Consider the following 24,884-nt stretch of genomic DNA (forward strand, 5'->3'; position numbering starts at 1 on the left):
ATTGGCACCAAAATGCGACCGCGCACGTTGATATATAGTTCGGCGCAACCACGATTCCATTGTGTCATGAGCCAAGTAGCAATCAGCGCGCCAGCGCACCCGCCTATCCTCGATGATGAATACGCGCGCCGGTTTGGCGGTGTTGCCCGGCTGTACGGGCCACAGGCGCTTGAGCGTTTTGCGGCGGCGCACGTGTGCGTGATCGGCATCGGCGGCGTGGGTTCGTGGGTGGCCGAGGCGGTGGCGCGCTGCGGTGTTGGCAAGTTCACCCTGATCGACCTCGATCACATCGCTGTGTCGAACACCAACCGGCAGATTCACGCGCTGGGCGATGCGTATGGCATGGCCAAGGTCGACGCCATGGCCGAGCGCATCCTGCAGATCAATCCGCGCGCCGAGATCAGCCGCATTGATGATTTCGTGACGGTCGAGAACGTCGAGGCATTGCTCGGCCATCCGTTCGATTACGTGATCGACGCCATCGATGCGGTGAAGGTGAAGACGGCCATCATCGCGTTCTGCAAACGTACCGGCAAACGCGTCGTGACGTGCGGCGCCGCGGGTGGGCAACTGGACCCGACACGCATTCGCGTGACGGACCTCTCTCGCACGATTCAAGACCCGCTGCTGGCCAAGGTGCGCGGCAATCTGCGTCGCCAGCACGGCTTTTCGAAGAACCCGAAGTCGCGCTTTGGTATCGACGCAGTCTTCTCGGATGAGCCGCTGCGCTACCCAGAACCTGAACAGCAGGCGTGCGCGGTGGAGTTGCCGGTCGAGTCGAGCCACGCCGGCATCGACGATCTTGCAGCGGCTGGGGATATTGCCGTGGTCAATGCGCCGCCCGCTCCGCAGCCTGCGCAGCAGGGGCCGCAGGGCCTTGCGTGCGCGGGCTTTGGCTCGTCCGTATGCGTGACAGCGGTGTTCGGGATGGTGGCCGCGTCAACGGCGCTGCGCGCGATCGCCGGCGTATGACGGCCTGCTGCCTTATCGCGGGATGACCTGATCGAGCTTCTCGCGGATGATGTCGGCATACACGCCCGACCATCCGTCTCGCGGCTGGCTGTTGGCAAAGACCACAAAACCAGGCATGACCGACACGCCGTATCGATCGGCGGTGTGCTGGTTTTCGTCGAAATCCATGGTGACGAATGTGGCGCGTCCGGCGTAGCTTGATTCCATCTGTTCGAGGCTGGCCACGGCGCACTGGCTCGGGTGGCTCCACTCCGCGGCAAAGCACACCACCACCGGGTTGCGTTGCGAGGCATCGATCACATCGGATTGAAACGAAGCATCGTTGACGATCTTCATGGGCGCTCCCAGGGTGGAGTGGACGCCCGCGCAACGAAGGCCAGCGGGCAGGGCCACTTTGACTCTAGGCAGCAGACCGCCGGTCGACAACCCGCGTTCAGTCGACGTGCTCGATGTTGCGCACGGCGTTGCCCACTTGCGCCAGGTACGTCGTCATCATGCGGTCCATCACGTCGACATGCTGGGCAAACCAGGCGGGCAATTCCGCCACAAGGCGTCGGCCCAAGTCCATCTCGCCCGCAGCGGCGCGCTTGCGCACTTCGCGGCACAGCGCCAACACGTTGTCGTGTTCACCGCGGTGGCAGTGGCGCGGGGGGAAGTCCGCGGCGTCCATCCACGCGTTTTCTTCACCGAAATGGTGCTCGGTATGGTCGATGAAGGCGTCGAGCGCGGGAATGAACTCGGCGTCCGAAGCATCGGCAATGGCATTGAGCAGGGCGCAGAATTCGGCGTGGTTGGCGTCGGTGGCGGCGTCTCCGAGTTGGAGCGCCTCCGACCATTCGATCACGGGCATGGCAGGCTGAAGAATTGGATGGGCGAGGCGGTCAGCTTAAGCGACGGCCACCTCGCCACAGTTTGACGTCGGGCAAACGTGTTAGCCGGCGTCCGGCGCGGGATGCTGCTGCAGCACTTCTACCGCCCGTGTGTACAGCGCCGCCGATGGCGCATAGCCACGCCCGATCTGGTACAGCGTGCCGCCTTGCTCGGCCAGCAGGCTGGGAAACCCGGTGATGCCCCAGCGGCGCGACAGGCGGAAGTCTTCGCGCGTTTCGTCGCGTAGCGCGTCCGTGTCGAATACGGCATCGAAGTGTTCCGCCTCCACGCCATTGGTGAGCGCAACGTCGCGCAGCACATCGGCTTGTGTGGTGTCGCGGCCTTGGGCGTAGAAGGCGTGCTGGATGGCATGGAAGACGGTAAGCACGCGTTCGTCGTCCTCGGCCCAGTGCTCGCGCGCCATGACGACGGCGCGGCAGGCGGGTTCGGTGTCGTAGACGAAGTCGTCGCGGCGCATGGCCACTTCGGGCGACTGGTCGAACGGCATGCCGCTGCGTTCGGCCACGGCATGCCAGTGGTGGAGGATTTCGTCGCGCTTGTCTGCGGCCAACGGCTCCCGCTGGCCGGGGCGCAGGCCGCCGGTGATGAGCGTAACTGGAACCGGCGCGCCAAGGGTGTCGGCCAGCCGCTTGCGCAGGTCAGCCAACTGCGGGCCGAAGCCGTAGCACCAAGAACACATTGGATCGGCTACGTAGATCAGTCGCATGGCGGCTCCTCAGTTCAGTTTGGACGCAAGCTGCCGGCGCCAGTGCGAAACCGCCTGCGGCGCGTCGCGCATCATGTCAAATACCGAGACCATCGTCTTGCGAGCGACGTCGTCACGGAATGTGCGATCCCGCTCGACGATGGAGAGCAATTGCTCCAGGGCCGCCTCGTAATCCTGGCCGGCGATGTACTGCTGCGCCAGATCAAGCCGCGCCTGCAGATTGCCGGGCTCCGCATCCACGACCGTGCGCAAGGCGCCGGCATCGGGCAGTGTATCGGCCCGTTCAGTGGCCTTCAGCCGTGTTTCCAGCGGGGCATAGCGCTCGTCCTGCGGCGCCTTGGGGGAGAGCAATGCGAATTCGCCCTGCGCGGCATGCGCGTCGCCGCTATCCAGTAAGAGGTTCACCAGTTCAAAGCGGGCAGCATCGAAGCCCGGGTCGAATGCCAGCGCATTCTGGAACGCTTCGCGCGCATGCGCGGTTTCGCCGGCTTGGCTTGCGGCCAGCCCTTCGCGATACGCGATTTCTGCAGGCTGCGGAATCACCCGGTCCAGGAAGGCGCGCAATTGCGTTTCAGGCAAGACGCCAACGAACTGGTCGACTGGCTTGCCATTCACGAACGCCACCACGTACGGGATGCTGCGCACGTGGAACTGGGCGGAAAGCTCCGGGTTTTCGTCCGAGTTGATCTTGGCGAGCTTCCATTTGCCGGCGTACTCGGCTTCCAGCTTTTCCAGCATCGGACCCAATGTGCGGCACGGACCGCACCATGGCGCCCAGAAATCAACCAGCACCGGGACCTGGCGAGAGGTTTCGATCACTTCTTGCGCGAAATTCTGCGAGGTGATGTCGCTCATCGTCGGGATTCTCCTGAGGGGCGGTGGCGCCGGCACACGCGCCGGCGAGAGGTATCGTGCATTTTACTTGGGGGTGGAGCGGACCGTTTCCAGGAAGTCTGCCCGCCGTTTGTTCGCCGCAATAACGTATGTCAGGACAACGGTTGAAAATAGAACGATCGTTCGGATACCATCCGGTAAAAACAACACACAGATTTACGGAGACATGGCATGACACGACCGCACTTCCAGTTCTGGCCCCGACGTTTGCCGCACAACATCAGCTCGCCGCAAACGAGCCTTTGGTACAACCTGGAAGTGTCTGCCCGACGCTATCCGGACAAAGACGCGATCATCTTCTACGGTCGCCACACCACCTTCCGTGAGCTGCATGACGATGCAGTCGCCGTGGCGGGGTGGTTGCAGCAGGTGGCGGGGGTGCAGAAGGGCGACCGCGTGTTGCTGTACATGCAGAACTGTCCGCAATTCATGGCCGCGTATTACGGCATCCTGCGCGCCGACGCGGTGGTCGTGCCGGTCAACCCGATGAACCGGCCGGAAGAATTCAAGCATTACATCACCGATGCGGGCGCCGCCACGGTCATCTGCAGTGCAGATCTGGCCGTCAACGTGACCACCGCCAACGCCGATCTGCCGGAAGCGCAACGCACCAGGCACCTGCTGGTCACGTCGTACGCCGATGCACTGCCGGCCCAATACGAGTTTCCCGAGGACGCGCCGCCTGCGTGGATCACCGCGCAGCATCCGGCGCAGCCTGGCGCCGTTGCATGGAACGACGCACTCGCGCAGCGCCTCGTGCCGGGCCCGCACACCGCCGGGCCGGACGACCTGGCGGTGATGCCGTACACGTCGGGCACCACGGGTTTCCCGAAGGGTTGCATGCACCCGCACCGCACGGTGATGCACAACATCGTCGGTGGCTCGATGTGGTCGAACGGGACGAAGGAGGGCGTGAGCCTGTCGATCATCCCGTTGTTCCATGTGACCGGCATGCAGTACGGCATGAACGCGCCGATCTACATGGGCTCCACGGTCGTGATGCTGCCGCGCTGGGACCGCGAGGTGGCGGGGCGGCTGATCTCGCGCTACAAGATCACGCATTGGACGAACATCCCGACCATGGTGATCGACTTCCTGGCGAGCCCGCAGCTGGCGGAGTTCGACCTGTCGAGCCTGGCCTACATCGGCGGCGGCGGCGCGGCGATGCCGCAAGCCGTGGCCGAGCGCCTGCTGAAGGATTTCAACCTCGCGTACCAGGAAGGCTACGGCCTGTCGGAAACGATCGCGCCCACGCACAGCAACCCGGCCGATCGCGCCAAGCAGCAATGCCTGGGCATTCCCGTGTTCAACACCGACGCTCGCATCGTCGATCCGCAGACGCTGCAAGAACTACCGATCGGCGAGGTGGGTGAAATCATCGTCAGCGGCCCGCAGGTCTTCCTGGGTTACTGGGGCAAGCCGCAGGCCAGTGCCGAAGTCTTCATCGAGTTCGAAGGCAAGCGCTTCTTCCGCACGGGCGACCTGGGCAGGATGGACGAAGACGGCTACTTCTTCCTGACCGACCGTCTGAAACGCATGATCAACGCGTCGGGCTTCAAGGTCTGGCCGGCCGAGGTGGAGAGCCTGCTGTACAAGCACCCCGACGTGCAGGAGGCCTGCATCATCGGCACGCGCGACGCGTATCGCGGCGAGTCGGTCAAGGCGGTGGTGGTGCTCAAGGCCCACGCCAAGGGCAAGACCACTGAAGACGACATCATCAACTGGGCGCGCGACAACATGGCCGCCTACAAGTACCCGCGCGTGGTGGAGTTTGTGGATGCGCTGCCCAAGTCCGGCACGGGCAAGGTGATGTGGCGCACGCTGCAGGAGCAGGAAAACGCAAGGAATGAGGCGGCCGAGAAACCGGCGGCGGCATAAACAGAAAGGGGCCTCAGAGGCCCCTTTTTCAATGTCCGCGCGCCTTGAACAGGAGCGCGCCGATGCCGTGGAAGCCCCGCTGACGCGCATGCCGCATCGGCGTAACGCCCCCGCGGTCGGCCAGGTTCGGGTCGGCGCCCCCGTCGAGCAGGAGTTGCACGGTCTTCTCGTATTTGTCGCTGCCATCGCCCAGGGCCACGGCTTCGATCAGCGCGGTCAGGCCCAGGTTGTTGGTGGCATCGGGCGGTACGCCCGCCTTCACGAGTTCGCTGACCACTTCCACGTAGCCACGGCGTGCAGCCGGGATGAGCGCAGTGTCGCCGTCAGCGTTGGTGGCGCGCAGGTTGGCACCGTGCGACAGGGCCAGGCGCACCGTTTCCGCATCGCCCTGGATTGCAGCGAGCAGGAAGGCGCTGTTCTGCGTGTTGTCTTGCAGATTGACGTCGGCGCCGGCCTGGATGAGCAAGCGTGCCGCCGCACCCATGTGCGCCATGACGGCGGCGATGAGCGCGGTGCGACCGTCGGCATCACGCGCCTTGAGGCTGGCGCCCTCGGCCAGCAACGACTGGATGGCCATCGTGTTTCCGGCCTGCGCGGCCAGGATCAGGTCGCGGTCACGCGTGGCCGGGTCGCTGCGGCGGACGGGCCGGGCGTCGGGCGCATGTGCCGCGCCGGGTGCCACTTTGGCGCTGGCGTTGGCTGCAACATGCACGATCGGCAGATGCTGCTCCTGCCACGCGTTCGCCATGTCGCCCACGGCCAGTGCCATCCCCAGCATGACGCCGATGAGCTGGTTGATCGCGGGGTGCGGAGCGATGAGCATGGCGGACGGGTTCAGGCGCTGAGGTAGGGATCGGGCAGCGGCGCGGTGTCGGTTACGTCCATTGCGTCGGTTGCGTCGGTTGTTGCGGAGGGGGCGTTTGCTGCGTCGGTCTCCTGCAGGCGCGACCACAGGCGGTCCAGATACGGATCGTGCAGCCCATTGCTGGCCAGGCCGATCAGCGTGCGCTGCAGGTATTCGCGTGCCGGGCCGTACAGCCCGACCGCCTCGCGCAGGCAGCCGACCACGCGCTCGTCGGGCAGGCGGCCGGCATAGGCCTCGTGCGCGCGGTTCATGACAAACGCCAGCGCCAGGACGCGTTGGCCATTGATTTCGGTGGGCAGCCAGCGGGGGAGGTACGCGCCGGTCAGCATTTCGCGGCGCCAGAGCACCCGGAATTCATGCTCGGCATGCTCGCGCGGAACGCGGAAGGCCACGCCACGGCAGCTGCCGCCACGGTCCAGGCCGAGTACGAGCCCGGGGTTGTCCCAGGTACCGCGGTTGATGCGGGAATAAAGATAGAAGCCGCGGTGATAGCCGTGCACCGTGGCGCGGGCGGCCTCGGTGTGGAAGATCATCGGGTTCCAGATGAGCGAGCCGTAGCCGAACACCCAAGCGTCCTGGCATTCGCCGTGCGCAGCCGACAACCGCGCGAGCGTCGATGCAAGCGACGCTTCCAGCGCAGCCTCGGTCAGCAACGACGACGCGACGGGCGAATCACCCAGGGCGGCGCGCAACCGGTTCTGTTCGAGATCCTCTCGGGTGACGGCCATGTCGCAAGCATAGAGCAATCGTTACGAGTGGTCACGCAGGTGGACGGACGACGGCCCGGAAACAGGGCGTTGCGAGGCTCGGGGGACGTTTGACTATGGCGCGGCCGCAACGGTGAGGCATGCGCAGCCGGAAAACTGGAGGCGGGGGATCGGAATTGAACCGTCTTATACGGCTTTGCAAGCCGCAGCATTGACCACTCTGCCACCCCGCCGGGGGAGGCGGCTGCGATGCACCGTGTGGCGCATCGCAAGCCGGGGCGGATTCTAGCGCAGGATCAGACTTCCAGCAGATCGACCTCGAAAAGCAACGTTGCGTTCGGGGGGATCACGCCGCCTGCGCCGCGTGCGCCGTAGCCCAGGGCCGCCGGGATGATCAGCTTGCGCGTGCCGCCAACCTTCATGCCTTGCACGCCTTCGTCCCAGCCCTTGATGACCATGCCGCCGCCCAGATGGAAGGCGAAGGGGTCGTTACGGTCTTTGCTGGAGTCGAACTTCTTGCCGGCCTGGCCGTTTTCGTAGAGCCAGCCGGTGTAGTGCACGGTGACGTATTTGCCGGCCGTGGCTTCAGCGCCGTCGCCGACGACGACATCTTCGTATTGCAGGCCGCTTGCGGTGGTTTCGATGGTCATGATGAGCCTCGTGGAGTGGCGTGGGTGATAAGCGGAAAAAGCTCAGGCAGCGTCTGCGGCCTTGAGCGTTTCAAGCTGGACGTGGACGTTGTCCGCGTCGTTGGCGATCCAGATGTCGCCGTCCTGGATGGTGACTTGCAGACGCATGGTGCGTTCCACCATGGCGGCCAGCGCGGCCACGGTGTCCGCAGCAACTTCGTACACCGACACGTTGGCAAAGCGCGTGATCTTGGTCTCGATTTGTTGCCACCACACGCGGCTCGCGTTGCCGCTATATGTATAGACGGCGACTTGTTCGGCGCGGTTGCTGGCCTTGCGAATGCGAGTGTCGTCGGGGTTGCCGAGGTCGATCCACAGCTCGATGGCGTCGGTCAGGTCACGCTGCCAGAGTTCGGGTTCGTCAGGCTCGGACAGGCCACGCGTGAAGGCAAGCGTTTCGCTGGCGTGGCGGGCGAAGGCGAGCACGCGCACCATCATGCGCTCGTCGTTCTCGCTGGGGTGGCGAGCAACGGTCAGCGCGTGATTGGCGTAGTAGTGGCGATCCATGTCGGCGATCTGCAGATCGACCTTGTAGATCGTGGATTTCAGGGCCATGCGGGTGGTCGGCGGATGGGCCGTTTTGGGCAAAGCGCGCATTGTCGCACGGGCCGGTGAAGCTGACGGCATTGGCCTGGCGCATTCCCAACGGCGGCTGTTTGCGGTATATGAGCGGTGCGTGCGCTAGTCGGCGCATGTTTTTCCTATCCAAACCAGGACAATCAGAACGATGCGTTGGATATTCGGAATCGTGGGTCTGTTGCTCGGAGGCCTGTCGGGGGGCGTCGTCGGGGCGTTCTTTGGAGCGTTGATCGGTCTGGGACTGGCATCGCTGATTTTGTACATGGACAAGCGGGCCAGCGCGCAGTGGGCAAATCCGCCCGACGCGCCGGACGCAACCAGCGCTGCGCAGGGCCATGCGCCCGCGCCGGCTGCCATGTCGCCACAGCCAGCCACGCTGCAGGAGCGGGTGGCGCAGCTTGAGCACGAGGTAACGCTGCTGCGCCGGCAAATGGCTGAAATCAAAGGTGGAACGTTTGCAGTGCCTACCGCGGCTGAGCCTCCTGCCGTTGTGCTGCCGCCGACCGTGGCCGAAGCGTTGCCGTCAGCGGAGGCGCCTGCCGCGCCTGCGCCTGCGCCGCAGGTGGCGGTTCCACAGCCAGTCCCTGAGCCTGTTCCCCAGGCCGTGCCGGTCCTGGCGCCGCACGAGCCCGATTGGGTTGAGCGCGCCGTCGGCGCTGCCCGCGACTGGCTGCTGGGCGGCAACAGCGTGGTGCGGGTCGGCATCCTGATCCTGTTCTTCGGGGTGGCATTCCTGCTCAAGTACGCGGCGGACAACAGCCTGCTGCCGGTTGAGTTCCGACTGGCGGGTGTGGCGGTCGGGGCGATTGTGCTGCTGGGCATCGGCTGGCGCCTGCGTGAGAAGCGTCCGGGCTATGCGCTGGTGCTTCAGGGCGGCGGGGTCGGGGTGCTGTACCTCACGGTCTTTGCCGCGACGCGTGTGGTGCCGCTGCTCAGCCCGGGGATGGCGTTTCCGCTGCTGGTGCTGATCTGCGCGTTGGCCGCCGGACTGGCCGTCAAGCAGAACGCGCCGGCGCTGGCCTTTACAGGCAGCGCAGGCGGCTTCCTGGCGCCGATTCTGATCTCGACGGGCCAAGGCAGCCACGTGGCGCTGTTCAGCTATTACGCGCTGCTCAATGCGGGCATCTTCGCCATTGCGTGGTTCCGGGCGTGGCGGGCGCTGAATCTGCTGGGCTTCGTCTTTACGTTTGGCATTGCCACGGCGTGGGGCGTGCTGCGCTATCAGCCGTCGTTGCTGGCGAGCACCGAGCCGTTCCTGATCCTCTTCTTCCTGATGTATGTGGGCATTGCGCTGCTGACCGCGCTGCGTCGCCATATCAGTCTCACCAACTACGTTGACGGCACGCTGGTGTTCGGCACGCCGCTGGTGGCAATGGGGCTGCAGGCGGGGCTGGTGCACCACATTCCGTTTGCGATGGCGTGGAGCGCCACCGCGCTGGCCGCGTTCTATCTGGCGATTGCGGGCTGGCTGGCGCCCCGGCGTGCCAGCCTTGGTCTGCTGTACGAGGCGATGTTCGCGCTGGGCGTGATCTTCATCACGCTGGCGATTCCGCTTGCGTTCGATGGGCGCACCACCAGTGCGGTGTGGGCACTGGAAGGCGCCGCCGTGGTGTGGCTGGGCGTGCGCCAGCAGCGTCGGTTGGCGCTGGCGGCCGGCTTGCTCCTGCAGTTGGCAGCGGGCGCCGCATTCGCCGTGGATGCTGTGTTCGATTGGGCGCCGCAGCACGGCTGGGCCGTGCTCAATAGCCGCTATATCGGCGGCGTATTGATTGCGCTGGCGGGCGTGTTCAGCGGCTGGCGCCTGCATGGCAAGGCGGAGGCGCGGTCGTGGCTGAAGGCAGCGCCGGTGCTCGGCATTGTTGCGTCGGTGTGGGGCTTGCTGTGGTGGCTTGGCAGCGGCAGCAACGAGATCGACCGCTGGGCTTGGCGCATCGCCAGCAAGACCGTCGGCCGCCCGGATATTCCGCTGTACGCCGCCTTCGCCCTGCTGACGGCGTGGGCTGCGCACGGCCTGCGCCGCAAGCTCGATTGGGCACTGGCCGAATGGCCTGCGCTGGCGTTGTCGCCGGTGCTTGCGTTGACTTCTCTGGCTGCGATCGAGCACTGGGCACCGTCACCGCTGGCCGGCTGGGGCGGGCTGGTGTGGATTGCGGCCGTGGTGCTGACCTTCGTGCTGCTGCGCCGCCAGGAACGCGACGTGAAGGACACCATCCTCGCGCCGCTGCATACCGTGCTGTTCTGGATGATCTGCGGCGTACTGGCGACGGAAGGCTACTGGCGCCTGGATGCCTACGTGCCCGAGGGCACCTGGAGCTTCGCCGCCTGGGCCTATGCCTACGGCGCGTTGCTTGCCCTGCTGGCTGGCGCAGGCTGGCGCATCCGCTGGCCCGTCGCCCGCTTTGAGCGCGCCTATCTGCTGTGGGGGGCTGCACCGCTGGCTGCCCTGCTGTGGTTGTGGAGCCTGGCGAGCGCCGCCAGCGACGGCAATGCCGCGCCGCTGTTCTACCTGCCGATTCTCAATCCGCTGGACGTGGCGCAACTGCTGGTATTCCTCGCTATCGCGCTGTGGATGCGCCGTGTGGCGCTGCAGAAGCTGGTGCCCGAGCCGATGGTGATCGGCTACGCCATCGGTGCGACGCTGTTCATCTGGGCCAACGCGGTGCTGCTGCGCACGCTGCATCATTGGGCCGATGTGCCGTACACGCTGGACGATCTGGGTCACTCGATGCTGGTGCAGGCGTCGCTGTCGATGTTCTGGACGGTGCTGGCGTTGGCGGTGATGGTGTTTGCCACGCGGCGCGCCAGCCGCGCGCTGTGGTTCACCGGCGGGGCGCTGCTGGGCGTGACGGTGGTCAAGCTGTTCCTGTTCGACCTGTCACGTGTCACGGGTGTGGAGCGCATCGTGTCATTCATCGGTATTGGCGTGCTGCTGTTGCTGATCGGCTATTGGTCACCGTTGCCGCCGAAGCCCAAAACCAGTGCCGATGCTGAAACCGGGGAGGTTCTGTGAAGAAGGTTGTTCTTGCGATGGCTGCGGCATCGCTGTTGTCTGCGCCGGCGTGGGCCGAACGCTTTGCGCTGACCGGCACGCCCGGCGCGCCTTACTACGCCGTCACGCTCACCGAAGACGTCTACGCCCATGCGCACGAGGCCAGCCTGGCCGATCTGCGCATCCTCAATGGCGACGGCGAGCCCGTGCCGTTCACCATCGACATCCCGCGCGATCCGCCGCCGCAGGCACGCACGCTGCACGACGTGCACTGGTTCGCCACGCCCATCGACGATGCGCAGAAGCCGGGCGCCGCGGGTGTCGTGCTCGGTACCGATGGCGTGCTGCGTGCAACGGGCGTGCAGCTATCGCAGGCGTCTGTCCGCGCGTGGGTGGTCGACCTCAGCCAGCTTCGTGACACGGTGACGGCGCTGATTGTTGCGCTACCGGCCGCCGAATTCCAGAGCGGTGTGAGCGTGCAGGCAAGCGATGACTTGCAGCATTGGAGCCCAGTCGCCCAGGCCACGCTGTTCCGCCTGTCCAACCAGGGCAGCACGCTGGTGCAGGATCGCATCGAGTTCACGGGGCTGCGGGCGAAATATTTGCGCCTGACGTGGCAGGGCAAACCGCCTGTGCCGGATGCCGTGCGTGCAGAGTTGGCCGCCGGGGCTCCGGTAGCGCTTGCGGATAACGCCACCCAGTGGCGCTCGGGTCTGGCGCCGGTGCAAACGCCCGCCGCCGGCGATTACTACTTCGATACCGGCGGCGTGTTCCCGGTCGAACGCGTGAAGATTCATCTGCCGCAGGCCAACACCGTCGCGCAGGCGACGCTGTATGCGCGTGCCGACGCGCAGGCGCCGTGGCGACCGGTGACGTCCGCGCGCCTGTTCCGGCTGGCTGGGGCTGAGGGGAAAGGCGAGCAGGAAAACGCGGCCATCACCGTGCCCGCCACGGGCGAGCGGTACTGGCGTCTGCAGGTCGACACGCGCAGCGGTGGCCTGGGTGCCGGCGCGCCGCAGTTGGCGATCGGTTGGCGTCCGGCCACGGTCACGTATGCGGCGCGCGGCAATGTGCCGTTCATGCTGGCGGTGGCGGAAGTGGCGCGCGGCAATCCGGTCGCACGCGCGGATTTGCTCGCGGGTGCATCGCCCGCCATTGCGCAGGCACAACTTGGCACGATGAGCGATTCGCCTGCCGATGCGCTCACAGCAGAGCCGCCTGGCGGCCGCAAGCGCCAGTGGATTCTGTGGGGCGCGCTGTTGGCAGCGGTGGCCGTGCTGGGCGGCATGGCCTGGCGGTTGTTCCGCGCGCCGTCCGTGCCGCCGGATGCATCGACGTAATCCTTATTGCCCAACAAAAACGGCGCCACCTGGGCGCCGTTTTTGTTGGCAGAGCGGAAGCTCAGTGCGCGAAGGCCGGTTGGACGAACAGCGCAACGCACAGGGCAAAGCCTGCAAACCACGTCAGCGAACGCAGTGGTGCCCAGTCGGCGAGATAGCACACCGTGTACAGCACGCGCGCCACGATGAATGCGATGGCCAGCAGGTTGATGCGGTCGATCACGCCGCCGCCCAGGATGGCCACCAGCACAGCCACCGCAAAGAACGGAAACGCTTCAAAGTGATTCTGCTGTGCGGCCGCGGCACGGGCCGCTACGCCGGTCTGCTGTGCGAGCCACCCGCGTGGGTTGCGGTTGTCGTACCGCGGGCCTTTGGCCTTGGCGATGCCGACAGACACGATCGGCAGCACCGCTGCCACCAGAACGCACCAGAGGGCGATCGGCATGGTCAGTCTCCTGGATGTGGATGGGTGTGAAGGTGACGCACCCTAGCACAAGGTGCGTTTTCAAACACCTGAGGCGCTAGTCGCCACCCTGCACGGCAATGCGCACATCCCCGAGCATGACCACCTGGCCTGCGCGAATCTTGGCAGTCTTGCGCAGTTCCGGCTGGCCGTCGACCGTGACCGCTCCGTCGGCGACAACCGCCTTGCCGGCACCGCCGCTGTCCACCACGCCAGTCAGTTTGAGCAGCTTGTGCAGCTCGATGTATTCGGTGGTCAGGGCGAAATCGATATTGGGCATGAATGGATTACAGCGGTTGTTGCGAGGTTTATTGAGGCGTGGCTTCCACGCTGATGTCGAGGTCCACGCGGTCACCGACATCGGGCAGGAAACGTGTCATGCCGAACGCGCTGCGGGTGATGGCAAGATGGAAATCGCCGCCGCAAACGTGGCGCGTGCTGCCGGGCATCTTCTCGTCGCCACAACTGAAGCGGCGCACTTCCAGCCGCACAGGCTGCGTCACGCCGTGCAGTGTCAGCTTGGCCTCGATGGCGACCAGCTTGCCGCCTTCCACGACAAAGCGGTCGCTGCGCAGGCGGATGATCGGAAATTGCGCGGCGTCGAGAAACTGCTCCGATTTCAGCACACCGTCCAGTACCCGCAGGCGCGTGTTGACGGATGCAGCGTCGACGGTGAAATCGATGCCGCCCTGGTTGGTGGCTTCATCGAAATTGATGGCGCCGTCGATCTTGTCGAAGCGGCCGCGCATCGTGCTCCGATCGAAATGCGATGCGCCGAAGTAGACCGATGTGTGCGCCAGATCCGGCGCAAATGATGTGGCAAAGGCGGGAGTGGTGAACAACCCCGCCAGCAATAGGATCCATGCACGCATGATGCCTCCGTTATCAGAGGCCCATGGCGTGCATGGGCCTGTGCTTACTTGCCCCAGCTGTCTTTCAGGCCGACCACGCGGTTGAACACGGGCTTGCCCGGTTGCGAATCGACGCGGTCTGCCACGAAGTAGCCGTGGCGCTCGAACTGGAAGCGGTCTTCCGCCTTCGCCGTTGCCAGCGTGGGCTCCAGATAGGCCGTGACAGTCTTCTTGGAGTCGGGGTTGAGCGCATCCAGGAAGTTCTTGTCGCCCGAATCCGGCTGCGGGTCGCTGAACAGGCGGTCGTACAGGCGCACTTCAGCTTCCAGCGCATGTGCGGCGCTCACCCAGTGGATGTTGCCCTTCACCTTGACGCTGTCAGCACCCGGCGTGCCACTCTTCGTATCCGGAATGATGTTGGCGTGCACGGCGGTGATGTTGCCGTCGGCATCCTTGTCGCAGCCGGTGCATTCGATCACATAGCCGTAGCGCAGGCGCACCTTGTTGCCCGGGAACAGGCGGAAGTAGCCCTTGGGCGGCGTCTCGGTAAAGTCCTCACGCTCGATCCACAGTTCACGTGTGAGGGGAAATTCGCGGCGGCCGAGTTCAGGCTGCTTGGGGTGCACGGGTGCGGAGCACGGCTCGTTGAAATCGGCCGGCACGTTGTCGAGCACCAGCTTGACTGGGTCCAGCACGGCCACCGAGCGCGGCGCACGCGCATCGAGGTCGTCGCGCACGGCGCCTTCCAGGATGCTCATGTCGATCCAGCTATCGGCTTTCGACACGCCCACGCGTTCGCAGAAGAGCTGGATCGATTCGGGCGTATAGCCGCGGCGGCGGATGCCAACGAGCGTCGGCATGCGCGGATCGTCCCAGCCATCGACGCGCTTTTCCGTCACCAGTTGCAGCAGCTTGCGCTTGCTGGTGATGGCGTACGTCAGGTGCAGTCGCGCGAATTCGTATTGATGCGGCAACGGTGCGGGCAGCACGCCGGCGTCGCGCAGGTGGTCGAGCACCCAGTCGTACAGCGGGCGGTTGTTTTCGAATTCCAGCGTGCACAGCGAATGCGTGATGTTCTCCAGCGCATCGGAAATGCAATGCGTGAAGTCGTACATCGGGTAGATGCACCATGCGTCGCCGGTGCGGTGGTGATGCGCATGGCGGATACGGTACAGCACCGGGTCGCGCATCACGATGTTCGGTGCGGCCATGTCGATCTTGGCGCGCAGGACGTGTTCGCCGTCCTTGTACTTGCCGGCGCGCATGTCGCGGAACAGCGTGAGGTTCTCGTCGACCGAGCGGTCACGGAACGGCGACGGCGTGCCCGGCTTGGTGAAATCGCCCCGGCTGGCGGCAATCTGCTCGGCGCTTTGGCTGTCGACGTAGGCTGCGCCGCGCTGGATCAGCACTTCAGCAAAACCGTAAAGCTGCTCGAAGTAGTCGCTGGCGTAGTAGAGGTGCTCGCCGCCGGCGTCGTTCCACGAATAGCCGAGCCAGTGCACGGCGTCGATGATGGAATCGACGTATTCGGTGTCTTCCTTGACGGGGTTGGTGTCGTCAAAACGCAGGTGGCAGCGGCCGTTGTAATCGCGGGCCATGCCGAAGTTCACCCAGATGCTCTTGGCGTGACCAATGTGCAGGTAGCCATTGGGCTCCGGCGGGAAGCGGGTGACCACCGGCGGGATCGGCTGGCCGGTGGCGTCCTTGCGATCGGCATAGGTGCCTTGCGCGAGATCGCCATCAATGATCTGGCGCAGGAAATTGGACGTGGGGGCGGCGGCGGTCGACCCGTTGGCGTTGGCGTTGTCTTGGCTCATGGGAGTGCGTGATTCGGCAATCCCGCGATTTTACAGTGCCGGGCGGTTTACGCCCCCGGACGCTATTTGCGCTGGGCCAGACCGTCGAGCGCCTGTGCGCGCAACAGCTCATTCGAGGCGGTGAAGGTCTGCTGCCGGAGTTGCGCGATTTGCGCTGCGCGGTCGGCTTCCGACAGGCCGGTAAAGGCGTTGATGCGGTCGCGTTCGCGGGCGTAGGCGTCGTAGCGGCTGCGCCAGTCAGCTTCTTGCCGGTTGCCCTGGATCAGGCGGTCGGCCACGAGGCTGTCCACGCCGCGGGCTGACAGGCGCTGGCGCATCTCGGCTTCGCTCATGCCCTGCTTTGTCCATGTTTCCATGTCGCTGGCCAGCTTGAGCGGGGCGGAGGCGTCCCGCCGCGCCTGCTGTACCGATGGCGGGAGATTGGCATCGATGGCGGCGATCCTGGCAGCGCGCTGCTCCGGCGTGAGCGACGGGTCGGCCATCACGGCGAGGCGGTCGAGCGCGGCGGTGTCCATCGCGTCGTCATCGCCGTACCACGCCTGCGCGACGTCCGCGCCCAGGTATTGGCGGCGCAGCGCGGTGCGCTCGCTCAACTGCTGGCGGAGTGTGGCGATCAACTCCGGGCGTTGCTGCACTTGTTCGAGGCGCGGCTTGTTGCGGCCGGCTGTTCCGTTCGCAGCCGCTGCCTTGCGATAGGCCAGGTAGTGCTGCAGCAGAGATTGCGCTTCCGCCAGCGCCGGCGTGCTCAGCTTGGCGCGCAGATGCGCCTCGGCCATCGACACACGCCGCGCTTCGGGCAGCGAGGCGGGCACGTCGAGGAAGTAGTCAAAAACCGCGCGGTTGGCGGCTTCGACGATGAGGTGGCCGCGCGTATCCACACGCAGTCCGTCCGGCGCCTGCGTATCGGCCAACTCGGGCGCGGGCGCAACGGTTGTCGACGGTTCGGCGCTGACACTGCCGATGAATGCGCCCTTGGGCGCCTGCGGCGGCGATGCCGCAGGCGTGTCAGTTACGTCCGACGTGTGCCACCAGTAGACCCCGCCCGCGACCGACACCGCCACCAGCACGGCCACAACAAACGTCATGGGTTGTATCGATGGCGATTGGGGTTTCATCGTGGCGTTCAGCGATTGGATGGTTAGAGACCGGCCGTCTTCAGTCGATTGGCTTGCGTGCGGATCACTGCAACCGGGTCAGCGGCGCCCCAGCCGATCAGGCCGAGCAACTGGTTGACCTCATCCAGGTGGTTCCACGCGTAATCCGTCGACAAGACCTGCCCGAACTTCGCGCTGCACACGGAGACGAGCCCGTCGTTGGTTCCCGAGCCCCGTGCCTGCATGACGCCGCCGCTGAACACCAGCACCGGATCAAACACGTCGAGAAGGTTGGTGGCGGTGGAGCGGCCCGTCCACGAATACAGTTTCTGCACGTTGCCGTTGCGCACGTCGGTGGCGCTGCCGGTGTTGCATCCGCTCGCCAGCCCGGCGCTGGGGAACGCCTTGTTGAAATCAGCCGCGCCCGACGTCGACAGAATGTGCAGCGCCGCAAATCCATTCTGCGGATTGCTGTTGCCGTTGAACCAGCCGAGCACCGAGCCGAATACATCGGCGCCGAGGTTCACGAGCGCCTGGAACGGGGCCGGTGTCGACTCCACGAAGTCCGCAAACTCCGATCCCTTGTGGGGCGTGCCGATGGTGGTGACGGAGGCCACGAGGTCCGGCACGACGGCTGCCGCATAGCGCGAGGTCAGCCCGCCCTGGCTGTGTCCAATGAGGTTGACCTTGGCCGCGCCCGTGGTGGCGAGCACGCTGCGGATCTGGCTGACGAGCTGTTCGCCGCGCACGGTTTCATCGTTGAAGGCGGATACGTCGGCCACGTAGACATTGGCGCCATTGGCGCGCAGGTCTTCAGGGATCTGGTACCAGTAGTCGACCACGCCGAGGAACTTGCTGGTGCCCGACAGGCCATGCACCAGCACGATCGGGTACTTGGTTGCGGCATAGGTGCTGGCGGCCTGGGCCGGCACAGCGGCACCCAGGGTGAGGGCGGATGTGGCCAAGACGGCGGCTGCAGCGTGCGTGCGCAGGAAGCTGCGCGCTGATCCATACAGAGCATGGAGCAGGGAAGTCTGTGACATTCGGTTGTCTCCTGGACATTGGATAGGTGGTCGACCTCTTTGGGCCGATCGCCCTCCGTTATCCGAAGCGCCGTGTCCGACGTCAACTGAAGTGGAGGTTTGGCTCTAATGCTGCGCTGCCGCGTGCGCAAATAAAAACCGGAGGGCGAGCCTCCGGTTTGGTAGGGTGCGATGCAACAACATCGCTGGGCTTATTCCTCTTGAAACGCCTCCTCGCGTTTTCTGTTGATGGCCGGCAGCGCCACCAGCAAGACCAGGATGCCCGCCGCAATCAGCAGCCCAAGCGACAGCGGCCGCGTGACGAACGTGGAGAAATCCCCACGCGAGAGCAGCAGCGCGCGGCGGAAGTTTTCTTCCATCATCGGCCCCAGCACAAAACCGAGCAGCATGGGTGCCGGTTCACAGCGCAGCTTGACGAACATGTAGCCGATCAAGCCGAAGAGCGCCGTCTGGAAGATATCGAATGTCGTGTTCGACACCGAATACACGCCAATGCAGCAGAACACCAGAATGGCCGGATACAGGAAGCGATACGGCACCTTCAACAGGCGCACCCACACGCCGATCATCGGCAGGTTCAGCACGATCAGCATCAGGTTGCCGATCCACATCGAGGCGATCAGGCCCCAGAACAGCGCGGGGTTGCTGGTCATCACCTGCGGGCCGGGCTGGATGTTGTGGATGGTCATCGCGCCCACCATCAGTGCCATCACCGCATTGGGCGGAATGCCCAGCGTGAGCAGCGGGATGAACGATGTCTGCGCGGCCGCGTTGTTGGCCGATTCCGGGCCGGCCACGCCCTCGATGGCGCCCTTGCCGAACTCGTGTGAATACTTCGACGTCTTCTTTTCCAGCGAATACGATGCGAACGAGGCCAGCGTCGCGCCGCCGCCTGGCAGGATGCCCAGCACCGACCCGAGCGCCGTGCCGCGCAGCACGGCCGGGATCATGCGCTTGAAGTCTTCGCGGCTGGGCCAGAGGTTGCGCACGTGCTCGACAAAGGTTTCGCGGTGCTCCTTCTGTTCGAGGTTGGCGATGATCTCGGCAAAGCCAAACACGCCCATCGCCACCGAAACGAAGTTCAGACCGTCGGCCAGCTCCGGCACGTCGAACGAATACCGCGCGGTGCCCGAGTTCACATCGGTGCCGACCAGGCCGAGCAGCAAGCCCAACACGATCATCGCTATTGCCTTGACGAGCGAGCCGGAAGCCAGCACCACCGCGCCGATCAGGCCCAGCACCATCAGCGCGAAATACTCGGCCGGACCGAAGTTGAACGCGAATTCGGACAGCGGCGTGGCAAACGCCGCCAGCACCAGTGTGGCCACGCAGCCAGCGAAGAACGAGCCGAGGCCGGCGGTCGCCAGCGCCACGCCGGCCCGCCCCCGCCGGGCCATCTGATAGCCGTCAATGGTTGTGACGACAGACGAGGATTCGCCCGGCAGATTGACGAGGATGGCCGTGGTGGAGCCGCCGTACTGCGCGCCGTAGTAAATGCCGGCCAACATGATCAGCGCGGCCACGGGCGGCAGCGCGTATGTGGCGGGCAGCAGCATCGCAATCGTGGCGATGGGGCCAAGGCCCGGCAACACGCCGATCAGCGTACCGAGCACGCAGCCGATGAACGCGTAGATCAGGTTCTGTATGGAAAGCGCGGTGGAGAAACCGAGCGCGAGATTGGCAAAGAGATCCATGGTGTCGTCCGCGTCCCGCTCAATTGCCGATGAAGGCAGGCCACACCGGAAACTGCAGCTTGAGCCCGTAGACGAAGGCCCCGAGGCTCATCACCACCATCACGATGGCGGTGCCGGCGGCGCCCTTGAGCGTGAACTCGTGGCTCGCCATGCTGGAGACCAGCACGAGCACCACAATGGATAGGACCAGCCCAAGCGGTTGCAGCAGCAGCCCGAACAGCACCACGGAGCCGAGCACCCACAGCAGCGTCTTGACGTCCCAGCGCGGAATGCGATCGGCCACACCCTTGCGCGACAACGATTGCACGACCACGACCACGCCCAGCAGCACGAGCACCACGCCCAGCCAGAACGGGAAGTAGCCCGGGCCCATGCTGCCTGCCGTACCCATGCGGTAGCTGCGCGCCAGAATGGCAAACGCCGCACCAGCGACGATGAACATGATGCCGGATGCAAAGTCCTGGTGACTGCGGATCACCGGACCACCTCGTTGATCGTTCTGCAAGTCGGGTCTCCTCGGAGTAGCGTGCTGCGCCGGGTGTGGCTGGCCGCCTTGTACCTTGTAAGGCGGCCAAGTTTGCACGCTAAGCAGACCGGCTTTCAAGCACCTTGCGGAGGGGAAGGCGGGCCTTCTCATGGCCCGGCGCGGCGCCTGGACAGACGATTCAGGGTTTGTCCCTAGCGTTGCCCTGGGGAAACTTGGGGCCGCACAACGCGGTTGCGCGGCCCTGTGCATTTACATGCCGATGCCGCGTGCCATCAACACAGCCGCCAGCGGAATGAAGATGATCAGGTGCGACTCGATCATGACCCAACGCCGCGTCTTGGCAATTTCCGCGGGCGTGGGTACGAAGTTGGGCAGCGTCTTGCCCTGCTTCTTCCATCGCAGGATCGTGACAGTCGGAATGATCGACATCAGCCCGATCAGGATGAACAGGCCAACCTTGACGTGGAATACCGGGTTGTGGACGTAGAACGCGTAGCCTTTGGCGCCGTAGAACACGCGCAGCAACCCCGTGATCAACACCGCGAGGGCGGCAAAGCCGAATACGGCGTCATAACGCGCCAGGCGCTTGCACGTCTCGGGCGTCATGTCCGGGCGCAGCACCACGGCCTCGGCGGTGAGAAAGACGATCAGCGTGAAGATCGATATGTAATGCAGGTAGGCCAGCAACGCATCAAGCCACATGAGGACCTCGTCTTGGGTGGAAGAAGTTGCGATTAGATGACGCCTTGCGCGCGCAGGGCTTCGATCTGCTCGGGCGAGAAGTCGAGCACGTCGCGCAGCACGGCGTCGGTGTGCTCGCCCAGCAGCGGCGGGTGGCTTGCGGCCTTGGGCGGCGTCGCGCTCATCTTGACCGGGCTGCCGACCAGCTTGACGGTACCGGCGCTCGGGTGAGGCAGGTCGACGCGCAGGCCGCGCGCCTGTACCTGCTCGTTTTCGAACACCTCGTCGAGCGAGTTGATCGGGCCGCACGGCACGCCGGCGGCTTCGAGCTTGTCGATCCATTCGCCTTTGCTGAAGCGCTTGACCATCTCGGCCAGAATCGGCACCAGCACGTCGCGGTTGGCCACGCGCTGCGGGTTGATGGCAAAGCGCGGGTCGTCAGCCAGCTCGGGCATGCCGCCGGCATCCACAAAGCGGCGGAACTGCCCGTCATTGCCGACCGCCACGATGATCCAGCCATTGGCGGCCTGGAACGTCTGATACGGCACGATATTCGGATGCGCATTGCCCCAGCGCTTGGGCGCTTGGCCGCTGGCGAGGTAGTTGGTGTTCATGTTGGCCAGCATGGCGACCTGCACGTCGAGCAGCGCCATGTCGATGTACTGGCCCTCGCCGGTGCGGTCCCGATGGGCAAGAGCGGCCAGCACGGCCACGGTGGCGTACATGCCGGTCATCAAATCCGAAATGGCCACGCCGGCCTTCTGCGGGCCGCCGCCGGGCAGGTCGTCGCGCTCGCCGGTCAGGCTCATGAAGCCGCCCATGCCTTGCACGATGAAGTCATAGCCGGCGCGCGCGGCGTAGGGGCCGGTCTGGCCGAAGCCCGTGATGGAGCAGTAGATGAGGTCGGGCTTCACCGCCTTGAGCGATGCGTAGTCGAGCCCGTATTTCTTGAGCTGGCCGACCTTGTAGTTCTCGAGCACCACATCCGCATGCGCGGCGAGTTGGCGCACGATGTCCTGACCCTCGGGCGTGCTGATGTCGACGGTGATGGAGCGTTTGTTTCGATTGGCGGCGAGGTAATAGGCGGCTTCGGCGGTGTTGTTGCCCGACTCGTCCTGGAGCCACGGCGGCCCCCATGTGCGCGTGTCGTCGCCGGCGCCGGGGCGTTCTACCTTGATGACGTCGGCGCCGAAATCGGCAAGATTCTGCGCGCACCAGGGGCCGGCAAGCACGCGGGTCAGGTCGAGAACACGAAGATGGCTCAGAGCGCCCATGGATTGACGAATCGACACAATTGGAACGGGTGCACTCTACACCACGCCCCGGAAGGGGCGCAGCCCCATGCGACCAACCGGGGAAAATGCGGTGCAGAATGGACGCGACCCGGGCGCGAACCCCGTATAATCAACGGTTTGCACTAATCCAAGGCGCTCAGGAGCGGGATGCTCCGAGGCGCAATGCTGACTCCGGCACCCCGCGACATGAAAGCCTCCGATATTCGCCAAAAATTCCTGACCTTCTTTGAGGGCAAGGGCCACACCGTGGTGCGCTCCTCGCCGCTGGTGCCGGGCAACGACCCGACGCTGCTGTTCACCAACTCCGGCATGGTGCAGTTCAAGGATGTCTTCCTTGGTACCGACAAGCGCCCGTACGTGCGTGCGGCTTCCGTGCAGCGCTGCCTGCGCGCCGGCGGCAAGCACAACGACCTGGAAAACGTCGGCTACACCGCGCGCCACCACACGTTCTTCGAGATGCTCGGCAACTGGTCGTTCGGCGACTACTTCAAGCGCGACGCACTCGTGTGGGCATGGGAGCTGCTGACGCAGGAATACAAGCTGCCGGCCGACAAGCTGTGGGCCACCGTCTACCAGACCGACGATGAGGCCTACGACATCTGGACCAAGGTCATCGGCCTGCCGCCCGAGCGCGTCGTGCGCATCGGCGACAACAAGGGCGCGCCGTACGCCTCCGACAACTTCTGGCAGATGGCCGAAACCGGCCCGTGCGGCCCGTGCTCGGAAATCTTCTACGACCACGGCCCGGACGTATGGGGCGGCCCCCCGGGAAGCCCGGAAGCCGACGGCGACCGCTACATCGAAATCTGGAACAACGTGTTCATGCAGTTCGATCGCCAGCTCGATCCGGCGACCGGCGAATACACGCTGACCCCGTTGCCCGCGCCGTGCGTCGACACCGGTATGGGCATGGAGCGTCTGGCTGCGATCCTGCAGCACGTGCACAGCAACTACGAGATCGACCTGTTCCAGGCGCTCATCGCTGCGGCTGCGCGCGAGACCCACACCAAGGATCTGGCCAACAACTCGCTGCGCGTGATTGCCGACCACATCCGCGCGTGCTCGTTCCTGATTGTCGACGGCGTGATTCCGGGCAATGAAGGCCGCGGGTATGTGCTGCGCCGGATCATCCGCCGCGCCATCCGCCACGGTTACAAGCTCGGCTGCCGCGCAGCGTTCTTCCACAAGCTCGTGGACGACCTCGTCGCGCAGATGGGCGAAGCCTATCCGGAATTGCGCGAGGCGCGCGACCGCGTGGTCGAGGTGCTACGCACCGAAGAAGCCCGCTTCTTCGAGACCATCGAGCACGGCATGTCGATCCTCGACGGCGCGCTGGGCGAGCTCAAGGCGAACGGCGGCAAGATGCTCGACGGCGAACTCGCCTTCAAGCTGCACGACACCTTCGGTTTCCCGCTGGACCTGACGCAAGACGTCTGCCGCGAGAACGACGTGATCGTCGACGAAGCCGCCTTTGACGCCGCCATGAACCGCCAGCGCGAGCAGGCACGCGCGGCAGGCAAGTTCAAGATGGCTGCCGGCACGCTCGACTACACCGGCGACAAGACCACCTTCCACGGCTACGACCAACTCGTGCGCGATACCGCGCGTGTGACGGCGCTGTTTGTGGATGGCGCATCAGTGCAGGAAATGCACCCGGGCCAGACCGGCGTCGTGGTGCTGGACCACACCCCGTTCTATGCGGAATCGGGCGGCCAGGTTGGCGACCAGGGCACGCTCAAGGCCGCGACCGTCTGGTTTGACGTGGCCGACACGCTCAAGGTGCAGCCGGAAGTGTTCGGCCATCACGGCGAGCTGCGCACCGGCGTGCTCAAGGTTGGCGACGCCGTGGCGGCGGAAGTGGACGCGGTGCGCCGCGCGCGCACCATGCGCAACCACTCGGCCACCCACCTGATGCACAAGGCGCTGCGTGAAGTGCTGGGCAGCCACGTGCAGCAGAAGGGCTCGCTGGTCGATGCGGAAAAGACCCGCTTCGACTTCTCGCACAACGCACCGATGACGCCGCTGCAGATTCGCGAAGTGGAAGCGCGCGTCAACGCAGAAATTTTTGCCAACGCGGCCACGAGCGCGCAGCTCATGGGCTTTGACGACGCGGTCAAGAATGGCGCGATGGCGCTCTTCGGCGAGAAGTACGGCGACGAAGTACGCGTGCTGTCGATCGGTTCGTCGAAGGAACTGTGTGGTGGCACGCACGTGGCGCGCACGGGCGACATCGGCCTGTTCAAGATCGTGAGCGAATCGGGCGTGGCAGCGGGCATCCGCCGCGTGGAAGCCATCACCGGCGACAACGTGCTGCACTACCTGCAGACGCTCGACACGCGCATCAACGAAGCGGCCGCCGCACTGCGTGCCCAGCCGTCGGAACTGACGCAGCGTATCGGCCAGGTGCAGGATCAGGTCAAGTCGCTCGAGAAGGAGCTGGAGCGCCTGAAGTCGAAGCTGGCCGCAAGCCAGGGAGACGAACTGGTGAGCCAGGCCGTGGACGTGGCCGGCATCAAGGTGCTGGCTGCCAAGTTGGACGGCGCCGATGCCAAGACGCTGCGCGAGACCATGGACAAGCTCAAGGATAAGCTGCAGACCGCAGCCATCGTGCTGGGCAGCGTGAGCGACGGCAAGGTCGCGCTGATTGCCGGCGTGACGGCTGATGCCACGGCCAAGGTCAAGGCGGGCGAGCTGGTCAACTTTGTCGCCCAGCAGGTCGGCGGCAAGGGCGGCGGCCGCCCGGACATGGCCCAGGCTGGCGGCACCGAGCCGGACAACCTGCCGCAGGCGCTGGCCGGTGTGGCAGCGTGGGTGCAGCAGAAGGTGTGATGTAACCCCTTCGTATCGGATGCGCTGAACGGCGCGCGTTCCCGGCAACGGGGCGCGCGCCGTTCGTTTTTTGGGCCCCATTCCGTGCGCCGCGCACGCTTCGCAGACTTGTATAGGCCT

Annotated in this window: 23 protein-coding genes and 1 tRNA gene; 5 read left to right on the forward strand and 19 right to left on the reverse strand. The window is 65.1% G+C overall.

Translation table 11 applies throughout. The annotated features are described in order from the left end of the window. Nucleotides 1-66: 66 nt before the first annotated feature. Complete coding sequence (gene tcdA / locus ACTJK4_RS05085) at nucleotides 67-972, forward strand: tRNA cyclic N6-threonylcarbamoyladenosine(37) synthase TcdA (RefSeq protein ID WP_232042246.1); 906 nt, start codon at nucleotides 67-69, stop codon at nucleotides 970-972. Between the two features lie 12 nt (nucleotides 973-984). On the opposite strand, the gene ACTJK4_RS05090 is transcribed toward tcdA, so the two are convergent. The 4 genes from ACTJK4_RS05090 to trxA form a co-directional block, all read right to left on the reverse strand. Beyond that, the gene (locus ACTJK4_RS05090; RefSeq protein WP_232042247.1) at nucleotides 985-1,308 is read right to left on the reverse strand and encodes a thioredoxin family protein; all 324 of its coding nucleotides are present in this window, start codon (nucleotides 1,306-1,308) and stop codon (nucleotides 985-987) included. A gap of 97 nt (nucleotides 1,309-1,405) precedes the next feature. Further along, on the reverse strand, nucleotides 1,406-1,822 hold the full coding sequence (locus ACTJK4_RS05095; RefSeq protein WP_440816504.1) for a bacteriohemerythrin: 417 nt from the start codon (nucleotides 1,820-1,822) through the stop codon (nucleotides 1,406-1,408). Nucleotides 1,823-1,903: 81 nt separating this feature from the next. Further along, nucleotides 1,904-2,569, reverse strand: a complete 666-nt coding sequence (locus ACTJK4_RS05100) for a DsbA family protein (RefSeq protein WP_440816506.1) — start codon at nucleotides 2,567-2,569, stop codon at nucleotides 1,904-1,906. Nucleotides 2,570-2,578: 9 nt separating this feature from the next. Beyond that, the gene (gene trxA, locus ACTJK4_RS05105) at nucleotides 2,579-3,424 is read right to left on the reverse strand and encodes a thioredoxin (RefSeq protein ID WP_260802846.1); all 846 of its coding nucleotides are present in this window, start codon (nucleotides 3,422-3,424) and stop codon (nucleotides 2,579-2,581) included. Between the two features lie 210 nt (nucleotides 3,425-3,634). Here trxA and ACTJK4_RS05110 point away from each other — a divergent pair, with 210 nt between their 5' ends. Further along, on the forward strand, nucleotides 3,635-5,341 hold the full coding sequence (locus ACTJK4_RS05110) for a long-chain fatty acid--CoA ligase (RefSeq protein ID WP_232042251.1): 1,707 nt from the start codon (nucleotides 3,635-3,637) through the stop codon (nucleotides 5,339-5,341). A gap of 28 nt (nucleotides 5,342-5,369) precedes the next feature. Here ACTJK4_RS05110 and ACTJK4_RS05115 read toward each other — a convergent pair whose 3' ends face one another. From ACTJK4_RS05115 to ACTJK4_RS05135, 5 genes are all read right to left on the reverse strand, one after another. Beyond that, the gene (locus ACTJK4_RS05115; protein WP_232042252.1) at nucleotides 5,370-6,164 is read right to left on the reverse strand and encodes an ankyrin repeat domain-containing protein; all 795 of its coding nucleotides are present in this window, start codon (nucleotides 6,162-6,164) and stop codon (nucleotides 5,370-5,372) included. Nucleotides 6,165-6,175: 11 nt separating this feature from the next. Beyond that, nucleotides 6,176-6,934 carry a gamma-glutamylcyclotransferase gene (locus tag ACTJK4_RS05120; protein WP_440816510.1) on the reverse strand — a complete coding sequence of 253 codons (759 nt, stop codon included), beginning with the start codon at nucleotides 6,932-6,934 and terminating at the stop codon, nucleotides 6,176-6,178. Between the two features lie 136 nt (nucleotides 6,935-7,070). Continuing rightward, nucleotides 7,071-7,146 (reverse strand) — tRNA-Cys (locus ACTJK4_RS05125). Between the two features lie 63 nt (nucleotides 7,147-7,209). Then, nucleotides 7,210-7,563 carry an FKBP-type peptidyl-prolyl cis-trans isomerase gene (locus ACTJK4_RS05130; protein WP_012761517.1) on the reverse strand — a complete coding sequence of 118 codons (354 nt, stop codon included), beginning with the start codon at nucleotides 7,561-7,563 and terminating at the stop codon, nucleotides 7,210-7,212. 42 nt (nucleotides 7,564-7,605) lie between these two features. Next, a complete protein-coding gene (locus ACTJK4_RS05135) occupies nucleotides 7,606-8,157 on the reverse strand; it encodes a YaeQ family protein (protein WP_045204548.1) in 552 nt (183 codons plus the stop codon). Between the two features lie 172 nt (nucleotides 8,158-8,329). On the opposite strand from ACTJK4_RS05135, the gene ACTJK4_RS05140 reads away from it, so the two are divergent. After that, nucleotides 8,330-11,191: a DUF2339 domain-containing protein gene (locus ACTJK4_RS05140; protein WP_440816514.1), complete on the forward strand. Its 2,862-nt coding sequence runs from the start codon at nucleotides 8,330-8,332 to the stop codon at nucleotides 11,189-11,191. Further along, nucleotides 11,188-12,510, forward strand: coding sequence for a DUF3999 domain-containing protein (locus ACTJK4_RS05145; protein ID WP_260802843.1), 1,323 nt, complete (start codon nucleotides 11,188-11,190; stop codon nucleotides 12,508-12,510). Before ACTJK4_RS05140 ends, ACTJK4_RS05145 begins: the two co-directional genes overlap by 4 nt. Before the next feature lie 61 nt (nucleotides 12,511-12,571). Here the strand turns inward: ACTJK4_RS05145 and ACTJK4_RS05150 are convergent, their stop codons facing one another. The 10 genes from ACTJK4_RS05150 to ACTJK4_RS05195 form a co-directional block, all read right to left on the reverse strand. Further along, complete coding sequence (locus ACTJK4_RS05150; protein WP_232042256.1) at nucleotides 12,572-12,955, reverse strand: MAPEG family protein; 384 nt, start codon at nucleotides 12,953-12,955, stop codon at nucleotides 12,572-12,574. 76 nt (nucleotides 12,956-13,031) lie between these two features. Further along, the gene (locus ACTJK4_RS05155; RefSeq protein WP_260802842.1) at nucleotides 13,032-13,253 is read right to left on the reverse strand and encodes an RNA-binding S4 domain-containing protein; all 222 of its coding nucleotides are present in this window, start codon (nucleotides 13,251-13,253) and stop codon (nucleotides 13,032-13,034) included. A gap of 28 nt (nucleotides 13,254-13,281) precedes the next feature. Beyond that, nucleotides 13,282-13,845, reverse strand: a complete 564-nt coding sequence (locus tag ACTJK4_RS05160) for a YceI family protein (protein ID WP_260802841.1) — start codon at nucleotides 13,843-13,845, stop codon at nucleotides 13,282-13,284. 44 nt (nucleotides 13,846-13,889) lie between these two features. Further along, nucleotides 13,890-15,641, reverse strand: a complete 1,752-nt coding sequence (locus tag ACTJK4_RS05165) for a glutamine--tRNA ligase/YqeY domain fusion protein (RefSeq protein ID WP_260802840.1) — start codon at nucleotides 15,639-15,641, stop codon at nucleotides 13,890-13,892. A gap of 62 nt (nucleotides 15,642-15,703) precedes the next feature. Then, nucleotides 15,704-16,726 (reverse strand): lipase secretion chaperone, encoded by a 1,023-nt coding sequence (locus ACTJK4_RS05170; RefSeq protein ID WP_414560338.1) that lies wholly within the window; start codon nucleotides 16,724-16,726, stop codon nucleotides 15,704-15,706. 53 nt (nucleotides 16,727-16,779) lie between these two features. Then, nucleotides 16,780-17,778, reverse strand: coding sequence for a lipase family alpha/beta hydrolase (locus ACTJK4_RS05175; protein WP_440816520.1), 999 nt, complete (start codon nucleotides 17,776-17,778; stop codon nucleotides 16,780-16,782). 191 nt (nucleotides 17,779-17,969) lie between these two features. Next, nucleotides 17,970-19,472 (reverse strand): tripartite tricarboxylate transporter permease, encoded by a 1,503-nt coding sequence (locus ACTJK4_RS05180; protein ID WP_232042261.1) that lies wholly within the window; start codon nucleotides 19,470-19,472, stop codon nucleotides 17,970-17,972. 19 nt (nucleotides 19,473-19,491) lie between these two features. Next, nucleotides 19,492-19,914, reverse strand: a complete 423-nt coding sequence (locus tag ACTJK4_RS05185; RefSeq protein ID WP_232042982.1) for a tripartite tricarboxylate transporter TctB family protein — start codon at nucleotides 19,912-19,914, stop codon at nucleotides 19,492-19,494. Between the two features lie 294 nt (nucleotides 19,915-20,208). Further along, entirely contained in the window at nucleotides 20,209-20,661 is a 453-nt protein-coding gene (locus ACTJK4_RS05190) for a DUF2214 family protein (protein ID WP_045204537.1), read from the reverse strand. 32 nt (nucleotides 20,662-20,693) lie between these two features. Next, complete coding sequence (locus tag ACTJK4_RS05195; protein WP_440816525.1) at nucleotides 20,694-21,914, reverse strand: CaiB/BaiF CoA transferase family protein; 1,221 nt, start codon at nucleotides 21,912-21,914, stop codon at nucleotides 20,694-20,696. A gap of 207 nt (nucleotides 21,915-22,121) precedes the next feature. Between ACTJK4_RS05195 and alaS the strand changes: the two genes are divergently transcribed. Beyond that, complete coding sequence (gene alaS / locus ACTJK4_RS05200) at nucleotides 22,122-24,764, forward strand: alanine--tRNA ligase (RefSeq protein WP_440816527.1); 2,643 nt, start codon at nucleotides 22,122-22,124, stop codon at nucleotides 24,762-24,764. The last annotated feature ends 120 nt before the right edge of the window (nucleotides 24,765-24,884 follow it).

This window comes from Ralstonia sp. 22111 (genome assembly GCF_052045895.1).
In the GTDB taxonomy this organism is placed as follows: domain Bacteria; phylum Pseudomonadota; class Gammaproteobacteria; order Burkholderiales; family Burkholderiaceae; genus Ralstonia; species Ralstonia wenshanensis.